This window comes from Mycoplasma sp. 527, assembly GCF_053851595.1.
In genome coordinates this window covers 233,482-258,345 of record NZ_JBSQAY010000001.1, presented here as the reverse complement: position 1 = coordinate 258,345, position 24,864 = coordinate 233,482, and the positions used below count along the sequence as shown (strand labels likewise).

Genomic DNA, 24,864 nt, shown 5'->3' with positions numbered 1-24,864 from the left:
ACCAGTACTAATAAATTGATTGGTTTAATAGTGATTCTATAGAAGTTATCTAAAATAAAAAAAAGTCGATATTCAGTTTTCAGGGAACAAAAAAAGCTTGCCATAAATATAGACAATTTTTTTATATTTTTAGTTGTTTAATTTTTCCCTAAAAAGTGGGAATTTTTTTAATTTAATGATGACTTTATTCTTTTTTTAACTTAAATTTTAGTGGTTTTTATAACCAAAACAAATTTAAATTGATTTTTTTATGTTTGATTTAATAAAATATTCATCGATATTTATAAATCTAGCAACTCTTTTGAGCTCTCAATCATGTGGAGAAACTATAACAAAATAATTAAAATTATCAAGACCTGCTTGATAATTTTTCTTATTTATTTCATAAGAAATTATTTTGATTTTAAAGTAGATGAAAAAAATAAAACAATTTCTTATGAAATTCCTAAAATAGAGCTATTTTTTCTAATTTTTTATTAGAAAATTGTTAATTCTTAGTCAAATTGCAATATTTTTATAGTTTAAAAATATTTATCAAACATATGATATTAAATTTATTTTTAAGACCTAAAAATTTAAATTAAATAAAAAATTATTTCTTTATTTTAAAATCAATATCAAAATCATTTTTTATTTTTATAAATTCAACACCAAAGGTGCTAAATATTTTTAGGCTAGCTTTAAAATCATCTGCTTCCGGTTTATATTCACTAGCATAATAAACTTTCGATATTTTTGATTGGACAATTAATTTTGCACAGTTATAGCATGGCGAATGTGTAACATAAATTGCTGAACCTGGTTCAATTTTAGAATTAGTTAGATTAGCATTAATTATAGCATTTGCTTCAGCATGAACAACATATGTATATTTTGAATGTAGCACATCATCAGAACAACTTGGTCGATTCCATGGAAAGGCTAGGTCATTATCAACCTCGGTGTTATTAAAACTAGTTGGCATTCCATTGTAACCTAATGAAATGACATAATTATTTGGGCTTACAATACAGGCCCCTACTTTTGTTGTTGGGTCCTTAGATCTAAATGCACTTAATTTGGCTAAGGACATAAAATATATGTCTCATTTAATATTGTCTTTATGTTCGTTAAAAATAATATTTTTTGTCTTTGAATTCATAATAGTAAAATTTTATCACAATTTTAAAAAATCAGACTCCGCAGACCCTGATCTAAATTATTTAGTGAAATAAGCAAAAAAGCTCGGATAAGACATTAACTATGTTAATCCAATTCATTATGCTAAATAATTAGCCATAACAAGTTGAATTAAAAAAATTATATCAAAAATATCTAATATTGCTTTATTTTTTTATTTTATTTTTTATATTAATAAAACTGCTAAAACTAAGTCGATTTTTATAAATAAATTTAAAAAGTATTATATTTTTTTGCAAAAAAATTTTAAATGTTGTTAAAATAATTAATGTTAGGAAAAAATGATGGACATAAAAAAAATAAATGAAAATTATCAAATTTCTAGTATGTTCACAGCTATAATAGCTGCATTTTTTGCTATTGAAATTATTAATTTCAACAAGGGTATTATTAAGATGAATTCTATGAATTCGTGAAATAAAAATATTATTCTTGGAGGAATTTGTAATGCAACTTATACATTTAAATATCATAATTAATAAGATTAAAATTAAAAAGAATAATATAGATTTTTCATATTTCAACATTATTTACCGTCCTAAGATTATGGATTTTAGAGGTACATAATTACTCAATAAACATAAGAATTTTCTTAATAAAAAAGTATCTTTTAGTATTTTCTTAATAAAACCAAGATTTAAATAATTTCAATAAAAAAGTAATAAAAATCAATCAAAAATGTATTAAAAAAGTCACATTGAAAGACAAGAGAAAATGCGCCTCTTTAAGAGCAAAACCTAACAAAAGATTAAAAATAATTTATAATTATTTTGTAATTTTATATAAGTCATTTTATATAACTAGATAATAATTTTTTAAATACAATAACACCTTAATGACTTTTATGGAATTATAAAAAATGGAGATTAAAATGAAAAAAGCAAACAAAATATTATTAGCTTCTTTACCTTTACTTAGTGCTTCAGTACCCCTGCTTTTAGCAAGCTGCAGCAACAACTTACAAAGCGGTAAAGTTCATAAATACGTGTTTGAATATAACTCACCTTATACAGGACAAGCATTTGTATATGATGCTTCAAGATCATATGGTGGATATGTAAGTGTCGCAACGACACAACAAACTTCAGCTGGTTTGGTTCGCATTGAAAATATCGGAGAACCAGTTTTAACTAACAAAGTCAAAAAGGATCAAAGTGGTAAAATAATTGGAACTGCTCAATATATCACAACTCCAACTTGAACAAAAAAGGCATTAGCAATGGCTTCTGCAGTTGTTATAACAGACAAAAATGGTTCTATAACAACATTTGATTCCGATGATGCTGATATCATGACAGAGCCTAATGGTGAAAAAGACGGAGTTAAATATTACACTTCTGCTTCAGTAGAATTAAAATCGAATAATCAAAAATCTATCAACAGTTTTAACTTTGATAATAAATTAAAATCAGCCGCTAAAGTTCAATTTATTATTCGAAAAGGTGTTTTTTGAGTTGACGAAACGGGTAAAAAGACGAAATATGAAGTTAATGCAAAAGATTTTTATTACTCGTGATTAAGAACACTTTCTGTCAGCCAATCATTCAGAGATAAAAATGGTGGCTCTGAGGAACTTGATAAAGAGGCTGCCAAAGTTTTATCAGATGCCTCTTCATCAGCCTTTACTGATAAAGAGGAGTATTCAAATGATTATTTATTCAGTCTTTTCGGTATTGATCATAAGAAGTTTTCTGTAGAAAAAGAATTTATACAAAAAGTAGGATTAGATGATGCTGTAACATTTGAAAAAATTTCTAATCATGATGATCCAGAATTTACAGAGTTCTTTAATAAGTTAATATTGAGAGATTATACCTTTCAACCAGCTCCTTCGCAATATATTGATGAAAAGAACCAAACAGAGCAATTGCCAGTATATAACTATAACGGTTTGCAAAATGGTGAAACCAAAAAATTTGAAGATAAGATTAGAAAATTAGATAAAAATTCTATAGTATATAAGGTTGGAGCCTATTGATATGGAGTAAGCTTAAAAAACACTTTATACAATGGCGCATATTATATATCACCTCAAAAAGGCCAGGAGTTAATTCTTAAGAAAAATAAGAATTACTATGATCAAAAATTTGTGAATAGCCCTGATACTATTGAGCAAATAGTGTTTATATATAATCAAAACGTTGCGGCAGAAACATTTGCAGACAGAATTTTTAATAAGTACAAAGAAGGTAGCGTTTCACAAATTGCATTTAGTCAATTAAATAAAGCACAACAAGATGAAATTTTGAGAGATGGTAATAAATTTGGATTGCGTTACATTCAAGTTGTAAATACAAATAGACCATTTTATAGAAACGTTGCACAACCATTTGTTAGAGCACTTCCTCAAGGGCAAAATAATAGTTTCTATGAATTCAATGATGCTTTTGCCAAATTAGTTTATGGAGCAACAAGAGACGAGCTATCAAAGGGTTTAAATGATCCAAGTGAATTTATATCTGGTCGTGGATTAATTTTTAGAACTTTAATAAATGCTGCAATTAATTGAGATGAGTTTGCTTCGCAAGCAACCAGTTCTCAGTCATCGGCATGAATAGCAAAAGTTGCAGATGGTTCACCAATTGGCGGTAGAGACCAACAATCATCAAAATTCAGAACTCCAAATGATGTCAGAGACAGAATAAACTCTTTATTTGCTCTAAAGGCAGATAAGTCTGGAAAAATTGATTTTGGCACAATAGGCAAAGAAATAAGTCCTAGCGAAAATGAAGAAGTGTTATTTAAAAAGAATGGAACGAGATCACAAAAACTTGAATCTGCCGGTTTTGAAAAAATTAAAGAAGAACTAAAGAAATTAATTGATAATTTTTATAAAGAATTTCCTAAATATAAAGACCAAGATATTGAGTTTAAATATGCTTTTCCATTTATAAATATACCTAAGGGATATAAAACAGCATTTGAAAGTATTCAAGAAACATTTTCACAATTACATCCAAAATTAAAATTATCAATATATTACACTGATAATAAAGATGATCCTAGATTTGATAATTTTAGATCAAGAGGATCAAATGGATCAGAAACTGTTTCGTGATCATATGACTACGACTCAATCGGTTCAGGATATGACGGCCTTTCATTTAGCGCAAACCTAGTTCCGACATTAACTTGAATAGCAGCAAATGATTCGGATGATAAAAACAAATTAATAAAAGAAAATTATCCAAAAATTTATCAACTTGCAAAGGATATGGTTAAATATGCTAACGAGGATGGACCACATAAGTGAATTGGTTCAGTACCGTTTGCGGATCTTCATTTAGTTGAAAACAAATATAAGGGACAATACCTACCATATACTACCTCCGTTACCTTTGAAAAAAGAACTGAAAACGGGAAAGAACACTATTTTCTAAAAAGAGATAGTAATAATAAAGCAATCCCTTGAACATCACATGATGGCAAGCATGGAACAGATGCTTATGCATGAACAGCAGCATTTTGATTACAATATATTGCAAAACATACTAATGAACAAGCAATTGAGTTAATGGAACAATTTACATCATTCTTTAATATTGGATTCACATATGCAATTTTTAAACAAAAGAACGAATTTGGTAGAGCATTAGTCGAGAAAAAATTTGTCGTACCTGATTCCACAAATCCTGGTGTCGATCTATATGTAGATTGAAAGATTAAAAACTAATTTATACAATGTTTAGATATATACGTCAAAGAATATTATTTGCACTCCTGACATTGTTTATTATAACTTTTGTTGTATATACACTTGTCAGCGCTTTTGGGCAAAGTCCGGTTAAAGCAATAGTTGAAAAACTATTTCAAAATCCTAAAAATAAGCTCTCAATTGAGCAACTTACATATGACAATGAAATAGCTTTTGGGCTTAGATATGAAGATGGTACGCCCATTCCTATCATCGTAAGATATTTCCGCTATATCGGAAATATCTTTCGTGGTGATTTTGGATTTATTATTAATAAAGAAAATAATCCAAATCCTTCTGAATATACTAACATACAATTATTATTTTTTACCCCATTAAAATATTCGATTAGAATTACTCTTCCTGCATTTATTATTAGCTCAATTAGCGGTATAACTATTGGTGTTTTTGCCGGTTATAAAAGGGGAAAATTATTTGACTCTGGCGCTAATTTATTTGTTCTATTATTTGTAGCAATTCCTTCATTTGTTTTAGCTCCGATATTAATTACCATTTCACTAAAAATTGGTATTCCAACCGTAGTTCCGAGAGACGCTCTTGAACCAACATTCGGTAAATTATTTGTATCATATCTACCGCCTGTGTTAATTATTACCTTAACTTCAATGGCTGTATATGTTAGTTATACAAGAAATCAAGTAATTACTGTATTAACATCTAATTATGTTTTAATAGCGAAAACCAAAGGATTGAAGGCTACTCAAATATTTTTTAAGTATGTATTAAGAAATATTTCGATTCCATTATTTAGCTTATTATTTGGCTCATTCCTTGGGCTATTGTCTGGTTCAATTATTATTGAAAGATACTGAGATGTTCCGGGAACAAGCACTGTTATTGCTAATTCATTTCCAACTGGAGAAATTAATATTATTATGTTTTCAACGATATTCTTTACTGGAATTGGGTTAGCTGCTGAGATATTTGTAGATGTAATGTTTGCTGTATTAGATCCAAAAATTACATATTCTGCACAAAATAAGAAAAATTATTGGTTATTTTTTAAAGCATTTTTAGAAAGAAAGAAACTTGAAAAAGATCTATATGCAAAAAGGGCATTGAATCAACAAAACCATAATTCTATGTCTCAAAATCCATAATGAAAGGTAGGTTAGAACGTTAAATATGGAAGATAATTTACAATCTCAGATTAAAGAATTTAACAAAAAATACAAAATAAGTTCTGAACTATCTAGAAAGTTCGGTTTTGTTTCTGAAAGTGATAAGGTTCAAACCTCCTCAATAGCAGGGCGCCCTAAAAAAATGGCTATTGAAATTATAAAAAGATTCTTTTCAAACCCAATTGTTGTTGTTTCGCTAATTGTGTTTTTGTTTATATTACTGGCATCATTATTAATTCCATCAAGTCTAGTCACAAATTATACCCCCAACAAACCAATTAATGGTTATGATTTTATTAACTCGTTGCCGCCGGCATATTCACCTTTTGTAACTAAAGCTATAACACCCGACGATCAGATTTATAAATTCTATAATTATGTTGTTAGTCATGGAAAGGAATTAGGACAAGAAGTTGAATGAAATAATTGATTTGCATTCTTTACAAATTCAACAACCATTGACACTAATGATCAAGGTCAATTATTTATTCACTATAATGCTTATCATTTATTTAAAGCGTGAGTTCTGAATGGTTTAATTAACTCAAGACCTAACGGAGTTTTACTAACTGATGAATATGTAACTAAGGTTTTAATACCGCAAGTTCCTACATTAAAAACCATTTTAGGAACCTCTTCAACTGGTTATGATATATGAGTTACAACGTGATATGCAACATGGAGAGGGATTGAAATTGCTATTATTACCACAATAATTCAAGCTGTGTTTGGCATCACTTTAGGTGCGGTCCTTGGTTTTTATGCAGGTAAATTAATTGATACAATCATTATGAGAATAATTAATATTTTTAATGCTCCACCAACAATTATTTGGATTCTTATATTTGTCGGAATCTTTGGGACAAACCAAATTTCCTTGATTTTAGCTATGTCTATTGCTGGATGGCCATTGTTTGTGGGTTTAACAAGGTTATACATAATAACCGTTAAAAACGAGGAATATATAACAGCCTCAAAAGCAATAGGTGCTTCTGCCTCAAGACAAATATTTGTTCACGCCTTGCCTGCAATTATTGGGAAAATTGCTAACTCATTTGTTAAAAATGTCCCAAGTGTAATTTTATGAGTTGCATCATTGGCATTTCTTGGTTTCTTTAAATCTGGGAATGATACTAACTTAGGTCAGATCTTAATTGAATCTGCTTCAGAAGCTAGTGAAAACGTATGAGTAATTCTACTTCCGACATTAATATTATTATTACTATCATTATCGCTAAACTTTATGGCTCTCGGTATTCATGATGCCCTTGATCCTAGAGTAATAACTAAGGGAAAGAGAAAATAATTATGTCACAAATTAAAAAACAAACTACTCAAAAGCGATCATATTTATATTCTAGATTTCAATCGCAAGAAATAATGGAAGATGATAAATTGTTAGAAGTAAGAAATTTACATGTAAGTTTTCCAGCAGGCAGAAAAAAAACTATTCATATTGTTCGTGGTGTCGACTTGGATGTTAAGCGTGGGCAAATTGTAGGATTAGTTGGTGAATCAGGCTCTGGCAAATCAGTAACATCAAAAACGTTAATTAATGTTAATGAGAATGGAATTATAAGCGCTGATAAAATTCAAATTGGTGATTTGGAACTAAGCAACATTTTTAAAAAAGAAAAATATTGGCAAATTGTTCGAGGTCAAAAAATTGGATATATTCCTCAAGACCCCTTAACATCGCTAAACCCAACTCGCACCATTGGAAAACAATTATTAGATGCACTTAATAATAATACTGAGTGAAGTGCTAAAACATATACTGAAAAAAAATCCTATTTATTAGGTTTACTAAAAACATTTGGTTTAAGGGATGTCGAAAAGATTTTTAGTGCTTATCCTCATACACTGTCAGGTGGTATGAAACAAAGAATTGTTATTACTATGGTAGTTGCTCTTAAACCAGATTTAATTATTGCTGATGAGCCAACTACTGCTCTTGATCCTACTGTTCAGGCTAGTGTTCTCGCTTTATTTGAAGAAATTAGACAAAAAATGGGGATTTCCATTATTTTAATTAGCCATAACATTTCCGTTATTGCGAAATTCTGCGATTATATTTATGTTATGTATGCCGGAAGAATTGTTGAAAAAGGTTCGAAAGAAGAAATTTTTACACAACCCGCTCACCCATACACATGAGCTTTAATATCTGCTATTCCTGAATCAAAAGAGGAAAAATTGTATAACATTAAAGGAACGCCACCAGATATGGCTAACCTTCCTGTTGGTGACCCTTTTGCTCCTCGTAATGATTATGCTCTTGAAATTGATTTTATCAAAGAACCTCCTTTAATCCCAATAACTGAAACACACTCAGCCGCTACTTGATTATTAAGTCCTGAAGCACCGAAGGTTGAACTCACAAAAGATCTACAAAATCGTTTAGAATTATTTAAAAAGGCATTTCAAAATGAAAAATAAAGAAGAAAGAAAAGTTATATTATCAATTGATAATCTTAAAAAATATTTTGTTAGTCAAGGTATCATTAATAAAGCTGTTGATGGTGTATCTTTTGATCTTCATGAAGGAGAAATTGTTGGTCTTATTGGTGAGTCTGGTTCAGGGAAGACAACTGTTGGTAGAACAATATTGAGACTTTATGATGACTATAATGGATTTGTGCGGCTAGAAGATAAAATAATTTCAGGTAAGCATATTAGCCTATCGCTTAAAAAATATCTACGTAAAAACGTTCAAATGATTTTTCAAGATCCTCATGCTTCTTTAAATAGTCAACAAAATATTTATACAATCCTAAGAGAACCGTTATTAGTCAACGGTATAATGAAAACTAAAATAAATGATATTTTCAAAGATTGGTTAGAAGTCAAAAAAACATTTAAATATACATTTCAAATTCAAGCCATGAAGCTAGAACTTCAAAATTATCAAGAAATTAATCGCCTTGCTAATCCTTTCTTTTCAAAATGAAAAAAGGCATTTGCTGATTTTAAATTAGATGAGGAATTGAGCCGTGAAGATAACTTTTCGTTGTTTTATGCCTACCTAGAAGAAAAACAAAAAATGGAAAGTTTGATTATTAATAATATGTATTCTAACGCTTCGTCGTTGATAAATTTCTATTATGAAATGCAATCTAAATACCGTCGCGAAGAATTGTCTAAGGAAGAATTAGCATATCGAAAAGCACAAGAAGAATTTAAGAAAATTAGTAAATTAAGTTGTTTATCTTGTGAACAATATGATGATGTGAAGGAATTGGAATATCTTCTTACTAAGAAAAAACAACTAATAAAAGAGCATAAACATCAAATTTATATTTCTAAAAATACGTTTAGTAACTTCTGTGTAGAAAATAAAAATGAAAGAGGCTTAGTGAATATTGCACGACTAATGTCTACTGATTTAGATTTCTATTTGTATAATTTAAAAAATGAATATCTATTCAAAGCAAGAGTGATGACCTTAAATTCATTAAAAAAATGTTTAACGTTTTTACATTATGAAGATATAAAACAATTGGTTAAAGAGCTTGAAAGTTATGTTTTGAACTTTTATAATACATATCTAGAAAAAATTGAGTATTCAAAGATAATGTTAGCGCAAATTAAGCAAACATTAAAAGAAAATTTTAAGTTTGATTTTTCTAAATATACCGAAATTTCCAATAGAAATGAGCAAAACTTTCGCGATGAATTAGAACAATTAAATTCACAAATATCTACTTTAAAGCAAAGAATAGCGCTAAAACAAATTCCGCAATATTCACATCAAGAATTGTCACAAGCGCATAAAAAACTTAAAGAGGCCAAAGAACTGTATTTGCAAGGTCGCTCTAACTTCTTAGTAAGTTATAAGAAAATTATTGATGACTTGTATCAACAAATCCAAATTGAAAAGGCAGAGTATCAACGTTTAGTGGCTGATCAAACTATTTGCAATGATTTATACAAAAAACATAAATTTGAATTCATTAAATATGTTAAAAATCTTTATGATACTAAAATTAATTCTCTAACCGAGAAATATAACGTATTAAAAGAATCACTAAAAGCAAAACCTAATGACCTAAATATTTTTAAAACAAATAAAGATATCAAAAGGATTCTTGAAAAAATTCAGGCTATCAAAAAAGATAAAGATACTGTTGTTAAAATGTATAACTCTGATATTGCCTTGAAAGAGGATACGTTAAAATCATTTAATATCGAAAGAGATTATTTAAGAAAAGACATTAAGCGTATTTATCTATTGCTTGGCATTGACTATAAATGAGTTGAATTAAATCTTAATAAGAAAAATAGTGAAAATGTTGACGTTCATCATACGAAATGGTCTAAAAGATTTAATCTTTATGATTATAAGTTTTCATTTCCATTTGCTAAATATTTAATTTCAGAATTATTGTATAAAATGATTATTTATCGTTCTCTTGAAGATGTTGGTTTATTAAAACAATTTGCATATCGCTATCCACATGAATTTAGTGGCGGACAATTACAACGTATTGTTATTGCTCGTGCATTGATTACTGAACCAAAAGTTATTGTTGCCGATGAACCAATTGCTTCTCTTGACATTTCTATTCAGGCGCAAGTTGTTAATTTATTAAAAGATTTATGTATTAGAAAAAATATTGGTTTAATATTTATTGCCCATGATTTGAGTATGATTGAATATGTTGCAGATAATGTGCAAATTATGCATTTAGGCAAGATTGTAGAAAGCGGTAAAACGGAAGCTATTTATAATAATCCTTTACACCCATATACAATTAATTTGTTTAAGGCAATTCCCAAAATATCAAATGCTAATGAAAAGTTTCAAAATGTTTCATTTAATATTGATTATATTTATGAGCAACAGTTTCCAAATATGCCAATTAATTATCAAGTTGATAAAGAACATTGAATATACGGAACAAAAGAACAAATTGCAAAATGAGTTAAAAAATAGTTTAACTAAACATTAGACGAATAATATTGTCTAATGTTTTTTTATCTGTTTTAATTATAATTAATTAAGTATAATTAGTAATTAAAGAGAACAGATATGAAGAAAAAAAATTATAGAAAAAGTCAATATAGAAAATCTGGAAGTTATTGATCACGAAGCTGAACACTAGGTAATATTATTTATTTTTTTATTTCAATTTTTTTAATGATTTTAATGATATTATTAACAGGTTTTTTAAAAAAGCAGAGTTCTGTAAAAATAACATGGTCTAATGCAATTAGCGTTGGTTGTGTAACTGTTATGGGTATTGGCTTATTGGTCTTAATTTCTCGTAGCGGATTTGGTAAAGGATTGGCCTCGCCGATATTAAGCTTTTATCATAATTATCGCATTAACATGCGTGCTAAGGCTAAATATTATTCTGGTATGAATCAATTTGAAAAAGATAAGATTTTAAATAGTGAAAGAAATGCTTATAATATCGAACAAGCAAAAAAAAGCAAGAACAAAAATATTTTAGGATCAACTAACTTGGCTTCATATCTCATTATCGGCATTTCGTCCCTTACACTAGTTATTGGTATGCTAGCAATACATTTATAAGAATTTTAATTAATAATAAATTAAAAAAACAAAAGAAGGAATTTTTATGAAATATTTAATCGGAAATTTTAAGATGAATAAAACTTTTTTAGATGTCGAATCTTATATCGATGCTCTTGATTATCTCATAGATGAAAATAAAGCCAAATTAAATAACATTAAGATTGGTATTGCCCCTTCATTTGATAGCACATATATAGCTTATAATAATCCTCAGCGCAGTTATTTATTTGGATTGCAAAATATATTCCATGAATTAAATGGTGCTTATACTGGTGAAGTATCGCTTAATGTGGCAATTGAAGCAAATGTTGATTTTGTAATTATCGGACATAGTGAAAGAAGATTATTATTTAGCGAAACTGATGAATTAATCAACCAAAAAATATTGCATCTTAAAAAAACTAATATTAAAACTATATTATGTATCGGGGAATCGATAAACGAATTCGAAACTGGCCGTACGTTTGATGTTTTACAAAAGCAAATCCAAAGCGCCCTAAAAGGCATTAGTGATTATAATAATTTAATTATTTCATATGAGCCTGTTTATTGTATTGGTAATGGAATTATTCCAAAGGTTGAACATATCCAAAATGTTGTAAATTTTATTCACAATGAATTAGATAAAAATGTTCCTGTTTTATATGGTGGCTCTGTTTGCTTTAATAGTATAGAAAGATTGGAACAAGTAAAGAATTTGAGCGGATATCTCGTTGGAAAAGGTTCGCTAAATGCAAATGACTTTGTATCGCTAGCATTAAAAATTAAATAAAATAATGACTTTTAGCATATAAATTTTATTTTCTTTTACTTAGAGCCATAAATTATGAAGCAAGACAATTTTAAGAAGCATAACTATTTATAAAATCAAAAAATGAAATTTAAAAAAAATAAAATTCAACTTATTTTAAGTTGTTTTTTAATTTTATTGATGTATGAATCTCTTATAATATAAAGACATAAACTTATAAAAAATATGTTATTAAAATTGGTTACTATTTAAAAATATTTAGGAAATATTATAATTTTTTTCTCGTGCTCTATACAATATAAGTGCATATATAAATTATTGTATTAATATAAAAAACATTGATTTTAGTCATAAAACATAATGTTATATATGTCTTGATGAAATATTTTATAAAAGGAATAATTATGATGAAAAGAAAAAAACTAGTGTTGGCATTGTGTTTAACATTGTCAGCTAGCTTAGTTATTGCTGGAGCAACAGCAATAACTTATACGTCGATTAAAAAAAGCAATCAAATAAGGCTTCAAAGAGATTTATTGATTGCCGAAAAAACAAAACTTGTTAATCAAAAGCAAGCGCAATTAGAATCTGCAAAAGATAAGTTAACAAAAGCGCAAGATAAACAAAAAGAATTGAGTAAGAAAATTAGCGATATTGAAAGAAATATTAAAAATATTCAATCTTCAAATCAAGATATCCAAGATAAGATAGACCAAGCTAGTTTAAATTTAGTTAGCAAGGAAGCAGAACTTAGCACTTCTAATAGTGCTTTAGAGATGGCGAGGACTAAGTTAGAAGATGCTAAACAAGAGCAGAAAAAAATTCAATCTGATTTTAATAGCGCCAAAAAACTTTTTGATTAAAAATTAGAGAATTTTAATTTAAAAACAGCGCAATTAGAAGAAGCTAATAAGTTATTAAAAGAAGCAAAAACAAAGAAAGAATTAGCACAGAAGCAATTGGAAGATGCCAAAATTTTAAGTCAACAAAAATCAGGGGAATTAATTCAAAAGGAACAGTCCTTACCACAATTAATGCAAGCTATTCAAGATGCTACTGATGAGAAGAAAAATGCTTCGGATAAGGCAAGTAAGGTTTCTACTGAGTATGAATCAAAAAAGAAGGATCTAGATAGCATAACAAGCGAATTAGATCAATTAAAAACGCAGCAAAATCAACTTTCTGATGAATATATGTTAGCTAAGCAAAAATTAGATGGATTATCAGAAGCAGTTACAAATAATGAAAAACGCATTGAAGAAGCTGTTAAAAAAATCCAAGAAACTGACAATACGATTATTCTAAAAACAGAAGAGGTAAAAAATTTATCTAATGATATAGAAAAAATTAGAGAACCTCACAACACTGTTTTAATGCAACTAGATGAAGTAAAAAAACACTTGTCGATAAGTAATGAAGATTTAAAACAAAAGACAGAATCATTTAACAATGCTAATCAAGCCTTGTTAGAAGCACAACAAGAATTGCAAAATGCTAAACAAGAGATAGTTGATGCAAAACAAAATCTAGATCAAAAAACAATAGAATTAGCCCAAAACGAAGAAGAAAAAAATAGACTTGAAAAAGAAAAAGAAGTTCTTGAAAATAATCAAAGAGATTTACGCCAAAAATTTGATGATCTGCAAATGCAAGAACAAGAGGCACAAGTTAAATTTGAAGAAAAGAAAGATGAGTTAGAACAAGTTTTAAAAGAATATGCACAAGTGGCTCAACAATTTGAACAAGCACAACAAAAAGTTGTCGAAATAGAGCAGCAAAGATTGGAAGCCTTGAAGAAAATAGAAGATGCTACAAATGCACCACAAACTAAACCAGTTGAAATTCAAGAATTAAAAAATAAAATAACCGAAATACAGCGTTCATTAGAAGAAATTAAAAATAAACAAGATCAAGACCAAAAAATATCGGATGATGCAAAGCAAAAATTTCCGCAATTAGATGCTAAATACCAGTCTAAACTGCAAGAAAAAACCGAGATTGAAGAACAATTGGCAGAAAAAAGAAAAAATGAGAACGAAGCTAAAAGCGAACTAGATCAAAGAATTTTAGAATTAAGCCAAAAAGAAACTTCTAAGAGTGAAGCAATGCAAGCAAAGCAGGAAGCTGAGCAAAACAAAAATACATTAGCTCAGGAAATTTTAGTTTTAGAAGGCGAATTAGTTAAATTAGAAGCTAAAATTACTAGTGCAAATACTGAATATGAAAAAGCCGAAAAAGAAGCCCAAGAGGCTAATGCGGAATTTAAAAAGGTAGAAAAAGAGAAAGATAGACTTTTTGGAATGCTTATTGATCTAAAGGCAAAGTATGATAATAGAAAAGTAAGTTATGAAGAATATCATAAACTCGATGTAGAAGCTCATAATTATCTTAGAAAAACTTTTAATCCCACAAGGACTAAATTAAGCAATAAAGAGCGAGAAAGAAATAATAAAAAGACTAACAAGGATAATTTAGAAAAACAAAAAGCCAAAACACAGGAATCTGTTAATACTAAAAAACAAGAACTAGGAAATGCTAAAGCACAAATAGCAGAGAAGGACGAATTATTAAGACGTCTAGAAGCTGAATTAGAAAGCTATAACAACGCCAAAAGTGAGGCAAGTGCCAAGTATAATTCTGTTTTAAATACTTTGAAAGCTAAGGAAGAGAAAGCTAGAGTTACTCTTGCTGAAACAAATACACTTCAAGCGGAGGTTGAGGCTCTATTAAAGGCTCAAAATGATGCTGATACAGCTATTGAACAAGCTAAAAATGAAATTGATGCTAAAAATGAAGAAATAGAGCAAACTAATAAACTAATCAAGCAAGCTGAAAAAGATTTAGCTGATGCAAATGAAAATAAAGCGAAAGCGCAACAAACCTTGGATGAAGCTAATGTTAAGAAAACAGAAGCCGAAGCTGAAAAAGCCAAAATTGAACCAGGATTTAAATCAAAATCAGAAGAAAAGGCTCAAAAAGAGGAAGCATCTAGTGTAGCTGAAGCCGCTTACCAACAAATTAAGCAACAAAAGGATAGTTATTTCGAAAGCTTGGAAGAATTAACAACCGAGATTGCTCAAACAAAAAGTAATATAAACCTACAAAAAAATATTATTTCCAAAGCTAAAGAAGCGCTTGAAGCAGCAAAAACTAGAAATGAAGAATCCACAAAAAGAGAAACTAGTGCATTAACTGATTTAACTCAAAAAACAAAGGAATTTGAGGAAAAACAATTAGCTAAAAATGAATCTGAAAAAAATAATCAAGACTTAGTTCAAAAGAAAAATGAAGCCCAGAAAACCTTTGATGAATCTGATCATAATTTCCAACAAAAAACAAGAAACTTGGAGCAAGCAACAAATGATTTAAAAACTGCGCAACAAGAAAATAAGGAAGCTAAAGAAGAAAAACAAGCTGCGGAGGCTGATTTAGAAATTGCTAAAACTGATCTTTCTAACAAAAGAATGCAAGCACAAGAAAATGCAAGTAGAGCCAAAATGAAATTAGATGAAAAGACTAAGGAAGTTGATTCAAAAATCGAGGCAGTAAATCAAGTTAAAAGCATTGAATCTAAGGCAAAGGAAGCTAAAGATATTGCTGATCAAAAACATAATGAAGCAATTCAAAAATTTAATGATGCTAATAGTAATTTAAGTAATACAAATAAACAAATAAAAGAAATAAAAGAGGCTATAGCAAAAGCTAGCGAAACAATTGCCAACGCACCCCAAGCAATTGAAAATATAAGTAAAAACATTTCCCAACAAGAAAAAAATATTCAAGAAAAGCAAAACGCTGTAAATGTTGCATTGCAAGAAAAACAAGCCGTTCAATTTCCTAAGGAAATGAAGGAAAAACTGCTAGATGATGCAAATAAAAAAATAGAGAAACAACAAAATGATGTTGAATCTAAAACAAATTTAATAACTGAAATAAATAAAGAATTAGAAGATATTAAAAATCAAAAAGCAGAAGCCGAATCGAAAATCAATAATTTTGATACTAAAATTCAACAAGAACTAAAAAATAAAGAATTAGCACAAAAAGAATTAGATAAACTTACTAGTGAAGTTAGTCAAAAAATTCAGGATGTCGCAGAAAAAACCGAGAGTCTAGAAGCTGCTAAACAAGATTTACTAAAAGCCACCCAAACAAGATAAAAAATATTTTTAAGTAAAACAACCAATTTCATTTAGAAGTTTCTTGTTTTACTTTTTTATTTATCTTAAATATATGACATGTTAAAACATGCAAAATAAGAAAAAATACAAAATAAAACAAAAAATAGATAGGGCGATAATTAAATAATTTATTAGCACTAATCCTAAAAAAAGCACAAAAAAGCATAAAAAATGAGTATAAAGTACCATTTATTATCTGTTTTTTAGTATATGTCTTACTATATATATATATATATATATATATATTGTTTTGATTAAAAACCGATATTAGGCTAGTTTATTTTTATATTAAATAATTTATATATATACATTAAAATAAAGCGTTTTTATAGGTGGTATTGTAATGAAAAAAAGAAAATTACCTTAGCATTGTTTTTATCATTATCGTCTGCTTTAGTTGTGACAGCTGGTTCTGTTTTTGTTTATAGTATAAGCAAAAAACAAGATAGCTCTAATTTGCAATCTTTAAATAAAAAGATTATTGAGCAGAAGGAAAGAGAATTATCTCTTGCTAAAAACATGCTGTTAAAGCTAAAAAATAAGAAAAAAATATTAAACAAAAAAATTAATGAAATAAATAAAAATATCGAAAATTTTGAGGCTTTAAATGCAGAATCTCAGGATAAATTAAAGCAAATAGAAAATGAGACTATAAAAAAAGAAAAAGAAGTTTTAGAACATAGTCGAATTTTAGAAGAAGTAAAAAAACAACTAGATAATCTAAAATCGCAGCACGAAAAAACCATATCGGATTTTAAAAAAGCAGAACAAGTTTTTGAAGAAAAAGCTAAGAAATTAGCATTAAAAACTAAGGAATTAGAGGAAGCTAAAAAGGACTTAGAGCAAACTAAGAATCAAAACAAGTTACTTCAAGAAGAGTTAAGCAGATTACAAGCTGATGTCCAAACAAAAATGAATGATTTAGAGTCACAAAAGCGTATAAAAGATAGCGCTAATCAAGTCATACAAACAGTAAAGGAAAATATAAAACAAGTTACCAAAGAACAAGATAAGGCCAACAAAAATCTTTCAGGAAAACAGCAAGAGCTAGCAGCTTTAAAAGATGAGCTTGAAAAATTAAAGCAAAAACAAAAAGAAGCTCAATTAAATTATCAAGAAGTAGAAAATAAAATAGAATCTCTAAGCAAACAAATAAGCGATGCTGAAGCACTTATAGAGCAATTAACAAAAGAACTAGAAAAAAAGTCTAGTGAGGCAAGCATTAAACAAGAAGCAGTCAATGTTGCAATAAATGAATTGCAAGCTGCATTAGAAAAACAAAAAGAAGCTATACAAAAATTAGAAGAAGCAAAGAAAAATTCACAACAAAGTGCAAATGAATTAGAACAAAAAACTAAGAATTTAGATATGGCTAAGAAATCATTGGATATTGCATTAGAAAATCAACAAAAAGCCAAAGATGAATTTGAAAGTGCAAAAACAAATGCTAAGTTAAAAGAATCTGATTTGACTCAAAAAAACAAGGAAAAACAAGCAATTCAAGAAGAAATACAAAAAGCCAAGCAAGAAAAAGATAGGCTGCAAAAGGAGGTTGATAGGCTAGATGAAGAAGAAAATAATGCAAGTATTGAATTGGAAAATAAAAAAGATTCTTTAGAAAAAATCAATAAACAACATGCACAATTAAACGAAAAAATACAGCAAGAAGAATTAAAAAATCAGCAAATTAAGCAACAAGAAGAACAAAAGCAGCAACAATTAACTAACGCCATTAAAAATATACAAGACAAAGAAGCAGAAAGAAAGACAAACAATTCTGAATTAGCACAAGCTCAAGCAGAACTAGAAAAAGAAAAGCAAAACTTAATGGAAGTTGAAAAATTAAAGAGCAAAACTAAATCAGAATTAGAGCAGGCTTCAAAAAATGTTGATACTATAACACAAGAAAAATCAATGCTTGAGGCCGAATTACAAAGCACAAAAGAAAAAGCCAAAACCGCAAAAGATGATTTAGATAAGAAAACTGAAGAATTAAAATCGAAACAAAGCACAAAAGAAGAGGCCAATAAAGTTAAGGAAGAAGCTAAATCTAAAAAATCCAATATTGATGAAAAATATCGTCAATCGCTCTATGAACATCAAAGATTAGATTCTGAGATAAACCGTAAAACACATAAACTAAATCAAATAGAAGTTGAAATAAAAGATTTAGAAGATGATATTCAAAATACTGATGATGAATATGAACGAGATGTTTTAGAGAACCAACTAGAAGTAAGAAAACATGAAGCAGTTCACCTTGAAAATGAATTGGGATGACTCAAAAAGCAAGAAGAAGATGCTAGAAATGCCTTAGATGATAATAAAAAAGCCCAAGAACAAGCAGCCCAAGAACTAGCCCAAAAAGAAGAATTATTTAAAAAAGCAGAAAAGGAGTGGCAAGAAGCCAAATCATCAAAAGAGCAAGCAGATAAAGATTATAAACAAGCTAATGAAGAAAAAACAACTAAAGAAGCACAAGTTTCGCAAAAAGAATCGCAATTAAGTGAGTTTCAAAAAACTAAAGAAGAATTAACAAATAAAAACAATGAAGTTAATGCTTCATTTAAAAGTGCTACAAGTAAGGTTCAAGATGTCGAATCTAAAATACAAGAATTAAAAACGAATGATCAAAAAATACAGCAAAATATTGAACAAGAAACACAAAATAAACAAAAAATTGAAGAAGAAATAGAAAGTATAAATCAGCAAAAAACTAATTCGCAACAAGAACTAAAAAAACTAAAAGAATCACTTGCACAAAAAACAGAGGAAATGACTGAGGCAGAACGTGCTAAAAATGATGCTCAAACAATATTTGATGATGTAAAAAAACAAAAAGCAAAATTTGATGGTCAATTATCTTCCATTTCAACTATAATTGCACAAAAAACTAGTGATTTAAATCAAAAATCAAATGAAATTTCTGAAGCAATGCAAGCATTAGAAGAGGCAAAAACTAAAAATGAACAAGCTAAGAAAAAACATGATGATGCAAATGCAAAAGTGGAACAAAATAGAAGCAATGTGCAAACGAATCAACAAGAAGTAGATGCAGCAAAGCAAAAAAATCAACAAAACCTTACAACTGAAAGCAATATTCAAAATAAACTAAGTAATTTAGAAGAAGAAATTAAGCAAAAAAGAGAATCATTAGAACAAAAAACCAATGAATTAGATGATATCAAACAAAAAATGGCAGCTGTAGCACAAAAGAAAAAAGATGCAGAAATGCTACTGCAAAAATTACTAGAAGATAAAAAACAAGCTGAAGAACTAAGAAAAGAAAAAAGAGAAAAATTAACTCAAGAAAATGATAAAGTTACCCAAAAAATAAAAGATGCTAAACAAAAAGATGATGAATTTAAGGAAGCTAAAGAAGCAAAGGCTGCTATTGATAATAAATTGCTCGAACTAGAAAATGAACTAATGAATAGAATGAAAGAATTAAAAAAAGCTAATGATGAAATTCCTCTATTAAATGAGTTAATCAAAAAAGCTAAGGAAGATATTTCAAAAGTTCAACATCAAATTGAAGAGCAAAATAAGAACATTAGTTTACAAAAAAAGAATATTGAAGCTAAAACAAATAATAAAAATCTTCTTTTGCAAGAAACACAAGCATCGCAGTTTTCAAAAGAAATTATTAAAAAGCAATTAGATGAGGAGTCTAAAAATATTGCTAACTATGAAAAACAACAAAAGGAAAAAGAAAATTCCTTATCGATATTAGCGCAGAAATTAAAAGACCTTAATAATCAAAAAACAAAGAATGAAAAAAACATAGATCAAATGGTTAATTCGATTAAGCAATTATCAAAAATCAAGGATGAGACACACCAAGAGTTAAATAAAATTAATAAGGAAGTTAATAAGAAGAATCAAGAAGTTTTGCAAATAACAAATAAGCTGGATGAATTAAAAAAAAGATTTGAATAAATTAAAAAGATAGCAATTTTTTTAAAACATGATAAAAAGAGGCGGCATATAGCCTCTTTTTATCATTATTTCATAATGATACATAAACACTGGTAGCAAGTTTGCAAAAAAAAAAAAAAAATGTTAATATTTTCTTGAAAAATCTTGGGCATTTTACAAAAGCTAATTTTATCAAAGAGAGGTATAAGAAATTATGAATAAAAATGTAGAAGAAAACAAAGTAAAAAGAAAAAAACGTAATGTTATTTTATTGACATCAGCTTTATTGGCAGCATCAATTACAACCGGAGCTATTGCAGCCTTTTATCTTACAAACAAAAATAAGCATGATAAAAAAAGCCTTTTGGCTTTGGAGATAAAAGACCAAAAAATTACTGCAAACTCAGCGATCTTTCATTTAAAAAATATTGATAAAAATGATGACACTAACCGTTCTTTTTCAGTTTTATTTTATGCTAAGAAAACTCCTTATAATGCGCAAAGAAAGACTCATGTTATTAATAAAGAAGAAAAATCTATGTCGTTTGGGATTAATAATGAAAAACCTTTATATCCAGATACTGATTATGAGTTTCAGATGATTTATAATGGTGAAACAGTTTTAATTCATCACTTTAAAACTTTGAAGCTAGAGGAAAAAGACAAGCAGGCAGAACTTGATAAAGCAAATAAAGATCTAGAAGAAGCTAAAAAAGCTAGAGAAAAGGCATTACAAGATCTAGAGCAAGCTAAGAAAAATGCTTTATTAAAAAATGATGATGTTATTTCCAAAACCAACGAGCTAAGTGAAGCAAATAAGAAACTAGAAGAAGCCAAAAAATCTAAAGATGAATTGGAAAAACAATTACAAAGTATTAAGGAAAAAATTAAGGAGTTTGAAAAAACAAAAAAAGCAGCCGAACAAAATAAGCTACTAACAAATAATAATGTAATTTCCACCACTAAAGAAGTTGAGCGTTTAACCAAAGAACTTGAAGAAGCAAAAAAAGCCCTAGAAGAGGCAAAAAATAAAAAAGATAAGGCTAATTCAGATCATGATAGCGTTAATAAAGATGCTATTCTAAAATCTGATGATTTAGCTAAAAAAGCCAAAGAGTTAGATGAAGCAAAAAAAGCATTGCAAGATGCGATAAATGCCCAAAACAGTGCTAATTCTGAATTTGAACAACAAGAGGAAAATATCAATAAAAAAATTAAGGATCTTAATTCAAAAACAGATGAATATAATAGTGCATTAAGGGCTAAAAATGAATCTGAAAAAGAAATAAATCGTATGCAAAATGAAGTTGCAGAGATAAATAGAATTCTTAATACTCTTGATACTAACAAAACCCGAATCAATAATGAGTTAAACAACGCTAAGCAACAATTAGCTTTAGCAAATCAAAAACTTGCAGATATACAAAAAGAAGCAAATGATGCTAGACAAAAAGCCGAAGACCTTACCAACGAAAATATAAGACTAAATAATGAAGTACAACAAGCTAATGAATTAGAAAAAGAGAATATTAATGATATAGCTCGTATTTCTAAAGATTTGCAAGATGCAAATTCTGAATTGTCAAAGGCAAAAGAAACTCAAAGCAGTATTGCTGAACAAATAAAAAAATCCAATTTTGATTATGAGCAAAAACAACAAAATTTAAATCAAAAAACCAAGGAATTAGAAGAAGCTAAAAAATCGTTAGCACAAGCCACATCTGAAAACCGAGAAATTGAGTCTCAGCTAGAAGAAGCAATAAGAAACACTAAGCAAAAAAATGATGACTTAATGCAGAAAAACAAAGCAAAAACCGACGCAGAAAATGATAGAAATAAATTTCAAAAAGAGCTAGATAGCGCATCAAAAAATGAGACTGATAAAGACCAATATGCCAATCAACTGAATAATGAGTATGAAATATTAAAGCAAGATCTAAAAAGGCTTCAAGGTTTAAAGGATAGCGCAACAAGCGAAGTCGATAGAAGAAATGAAGATCTTGAAAAAACAATTAAAGATTTAACACAAAAGCAAAAAGATATTGATCAAGCTAATAGGATGAAAGTAGAGCAAGAGGGCATTAAAGAAAATCATAATAAAAAACTTAATGAATTGAAACATGCTTATGAAAATTTAAAAACAAAAAATAGTTTGGAAAAAGAACTGGAAAAGATATTAAGAAACAAGAATTCATTGGCAGATGAAAAACAAAAGGCATATCAAGCTTATTTACAAAAAAAAGCTAACACAAAACAAAAACTTGATGATTGAAATGATTCAAAAAGAGGCAGAGATGATTACTATACTAAGAAATATTATGAATCTTTATATAGAGAAGCCCAAAATATGGAACAAGAAGCTGAAAGAAAATGGTCGAATGCTAAAGACGAATATGATAAGCAAGGGAATAATGAAAATGTTATTTATAAAAAAATTGCTGAAATTAATAAAAATATTAGTAATTCAACTAGTTCTCTCAAGAAATATGAAGACCAGATAAATCAGCAACAGCATCTAATTGGTGAAGCTACGCAAAAAATTTCAGAAATTGAAGCTGATATTACCAAGAAAACAAATGATAAAAGGATGCTAGAAGAATCTAAATCTAACAATGAGCAGCTAAAATCTCAATCTGTACAGAAACAAAATACAGCAATAAAGACCGTAAAGGATAAGGAAGAAGAAATTAAACAAAAACTTAGTCGATTAGAAGTTGCGCGTGTTGAGGCAGAACAAGCGCGCCAGGCTAAAAAAGATGCAGAGCATCGATTGCAATCAGCTAAACAAGAACAAGATGATAAAGATAAGCAACTTCAGAGCGCTCAAAAATTATTGCAAGAAGCTAAAAACAAAGAGTCTTTCTTACAAGAAAAATTAAATGAATTAAAACAAAAGGTTAATAATGAGACAACTTTAGTATCTAAAAAGCAAGGCGCTGTTGATGATGCTAATAAGCAAATTCAAAAAACGCTAAAAAGCAAGACAGATTTTGAAAAGGAATTGCAAAGTGCGAATGAGGAAGCTAGCATGAAACAAGAAGCTGTCAATAAAAAAACAAAGGCTTTAGATGGTGCAAATGCTAAGCATCAAGAGTTGCAAAAAAATCATCAAGCGTTAATTCAAAAACAAACCGATATTCATAATAAATTGCAAGAGGCACTTAATAATATAACTCTGGCTAATCAAAGGTACCAACAAGAACTTGAAAACACAAATAACAAAAGTAAAGAAGTTGCTGATAAAAATAATGAATTAAAAAATAATGCTAAATTGATTGAACAAGCATCGCAAAATAAGGCGAAAACAGAGCAAGATCTTATAAATTTAAATACTAATTTAGAAGAAAAAAAGAAAGAATTGGAAGATAAAAATAATAGTTTAAGTGAATTAAATCAAACAATACTTCATGCTAATAGCCTTAAGGACAATGCTAAAAATAAGGTTAATTTAGCTAATCAAGATGTAAAAAATAAAACTGATTTATTAGCTCAGAAGCAATTAGATTATGAAAATGCTAAGAAATCAAATAATGATTCTTTATTTGATAAGAACAATATTCAAGGCCAAATAAAAGATGTTGATAAAGACTTTGAAAATAAAACTCATGATTTGCATCAAAAGCAAAAACAACTAGATAAAGCGATTTTAGATAATGAAAAAGCAATCCAAAAAAATAAGGAAGCAGATTCTATGATTAACACAACGAATAATAATCTTCAGAATGCTTTATTAGAGGATTTGAAATTAAATAAGAAGATTTCTCAATCAAATAAGGAAATTAAACAAAAAGAATCTATTTCAAATAGTAAAATCGAAGAACTTGATAGGGCTAAAAAAGAGGCTTCAAAAGCTAATGGATTGCTAGAATCTCTTAATATGAAACATTAATAATCATATATTTTTAGGTAGTGTAGTAAATTTTGTGTAAATTTATCTCCTGCTTACTTTTTGAGTAAGAGATTTGAGAATAGCAATCGCACAAATCTAAATTTATTAGACAAAAAACAACCGAACAACATGGCAAAATTGGATAAATTTTCTTCCAAATATGTTGTTTGGTTGTTTTAATTATTTAATCTTCTTTTTCAAAAATAATTTGTAACTAATTAAAAACAGATTCTCAATTAGGAATAACTTTATTTCATTTTTCTAACTGATTTTGAATTGCAAAATAAACTTTTTTTATTAAAGAGTCATAAGTAGGAAATGAAGTTTTGTTTCTTGATATTTTTCTAATATTTCTATTTAAATTTTCAATGACATTTGTTGCATAAATTAGCTTTCTAATTTTGGTCGGAAAGTTAAAGAAAGTAATTAGTTCATCGATGTTTTTTGCCAACTTTTAAGCGCATAGTGATATTTAGAATCTCATTGTTGGATTTGTGTTTCAATCTCTTGTAAGTTCTTTTGTAATGATTCTATTTAAACATTTCTGCTGTTTTTATAATCTGTTAAG

14 protein-coding genes are annotated in these 24,864 nt (G+C 28.3%); 12 read left to right on the top strand and 2 right to left on the bottom strand.

The features are described from left to right. Positions 1–592 precede the first annotated feature (592 nt). A complete protein-coding gene (locus ACWXVQ_RS01125) occupies positions 593–1,141 on the bottom strand; it encodes a deoxycytidylate deaminase (protein ID WP_444705162.1) in 549 nt (182 codons plus the stop codon). A gap of 364 nt (positions 1,142–1,505) precedes the next feature. On the opposite strand from ACWXVQ_RS01125, the gene ACWXVQ_RS01120 reads away from it, so the two are divergent. The 12 genes from ACWXVQ_RS01120 to ACWXVQ_RS01065 all read left to right on the top strand — a co-directional run bounded on the left by ACWXVQ_RS01120 (position 1,506) and on the right by ACWXVQ_RS01065 (position 24,296). Beyond that, positions 1,506–1,658, top strand: a complete 153-nt coding sequence (locus tag ACWXVQ_RS01120; protein WP_438340877.1) for a hypothetical protein — start codon at positions 1,506–1,508, stop codon at positions 1,656–1,658. A gap of 392 nt (positions 1,659–2,050) precedes the next feature. Beyond that, complete coding sequence (locus ACWXVQ_RS01115; RefSeq protein ID WP_456013262.1) at positions 2,051–4,852, top strand: OppA family ABC transporter substrate-binding lipoprotein; 2,802 nt, start codon at positions 2,051–2,053, stop codon at positions 4,850–4,852. Between the two features lie 8 nt (positions 4,853–4,860). After that, the gene (locus tag ACWXVQ_RS01110; RefSeq protein ID WP_438340875.1) at positions 4,861–5,994 is read left to right on the top strand and encodes an ABC transporter permease subunit; all 1,134 of its coding nucleotides are present in this window, start codon (positions 4,861–4,863) and stop codon (positions 5,992–5,994) included. 25 nt (positions 5,995–6,019) lie between these two features. Then, positions 6,020–7,321, top strand: coding sequence for an ABC transporter permease subunit (locus ACWXVQ_RS01105; protein ID WP_438340874.1), 1,302 nt, complete (start codon positions 6,020–6,022; stop codon positions 7,319–7,321). A 2-nt stretch (positions 7,322–7,323) separates the two neighbouring features. Beyond that, a complete protein-coding gene (locus ACWXVQ_RS01100; protein WP_438340873.1) occupies positions 7,324–8,454 on the top strand; it encodes an oligopeptide/dipeptide ABC transporter ATP-binding protein in 1,131 nt (376 codons plus the stop codon). Further along, positions 8,444–10,951, top strand: a complete 2,508-nt coding sequence (locus ACWXVQ_RS01095; protein ID WP_456013261.1) for an ATP-binding cassette domain-containing protein — start codon at positions 8,444–8,446, stop codon at positions 10,949–10,951. Before ACWXVQ_RS01100 ends, ACWXVQ_RS01095 begins: the two co-directional genes overlap by 11 nt. Before the next feature lie 213 nt (positions 10,952–11,164). After that, on the top strand, positions 11,165–11,554 hold the full coding sequence (locus ACWXVQ_RS01090) for a hypothetical protein (protein ID WP_455994193.1): 390 nt from the start codon (positions 11,165–11,167) through the stop codon (positions 11,552–11,554). Between the two features lie 46 nt (positions 11,555–11,600). Further along, the gene (gene tpiA, locus ACWXVQ_RS01085) at positions 11,601–12,329 is read left to right on the top strand and encodes a triose-phosphate isomerase (RefSeq protein WP_438340870.1); all 729 of its coding nucleotides are present in this window, start codon (positions 11,601–11,603) and stop codon (positions 12,327–12,329) included. 383 nt (positions 12,330–12,712) lie between these two features. Beyond that, positions 12,713–13,171 (top strand): hypothetical protein, encoded by a 459-nt coding sequence (locus ACWXVQ_RS01080; protein WP_456013260.1) that lies wholly within the window; start codon positions 12,713–12,715, stop codon positions 13,169–13,171. 96 nt (positions 13,172–13,267) lie between these two features. Next, positions 13,268–16,468, top strand: a complete 3,201-nt coding sequence (locus ACWXVQ_RS01075) for a hypothetical protein (RefSeq protein WP_456013258.1) — start codon at positions 13,268–13,270, stop codon at positions 16,466–16,468. A 390-nt stretch (positions 16,469–16,858) separates the two neighbouring features. Then, on the top strand, positions 16,859–20,428 hold the full coding sequence (locus ACWXVQ_RS01070) for a hypothetical protein (RefSeq protein ID WP_456013256.1): 3,570 nt from the start codon (positions 16,859–16,861) through the stop codon (positions 20,426–20,428). A 193-nt stretch (positions 20,429–20,621) separates the two neighbouring features. Further along, entirely contained in the window at positions 20,622–24,296 is a 3,675-nt protein-coding gene (locus ACWXVQ_RS01065) for a hypothetical protein (protein WP_456013254.1), read from the top strand. Between the two features lie 214 nt (positions 24,297–24,510). On the opposite strand, the gene ACWXVQ_RS01060 is transcribed toward ACWXVQ_RS01065, so the two are convergent. Beyond that, a complete protein-coding gene (locus ACWXVQ_RS01060) occupies positions 24,511–24,747 on the bottom strand; it encodes a transposase (RefSeq protein WP_456013253.1) in 237 nt (78 codons plus the stop codon). Positions 24,748–24,864: the final 117 nt, after the last annotated feature.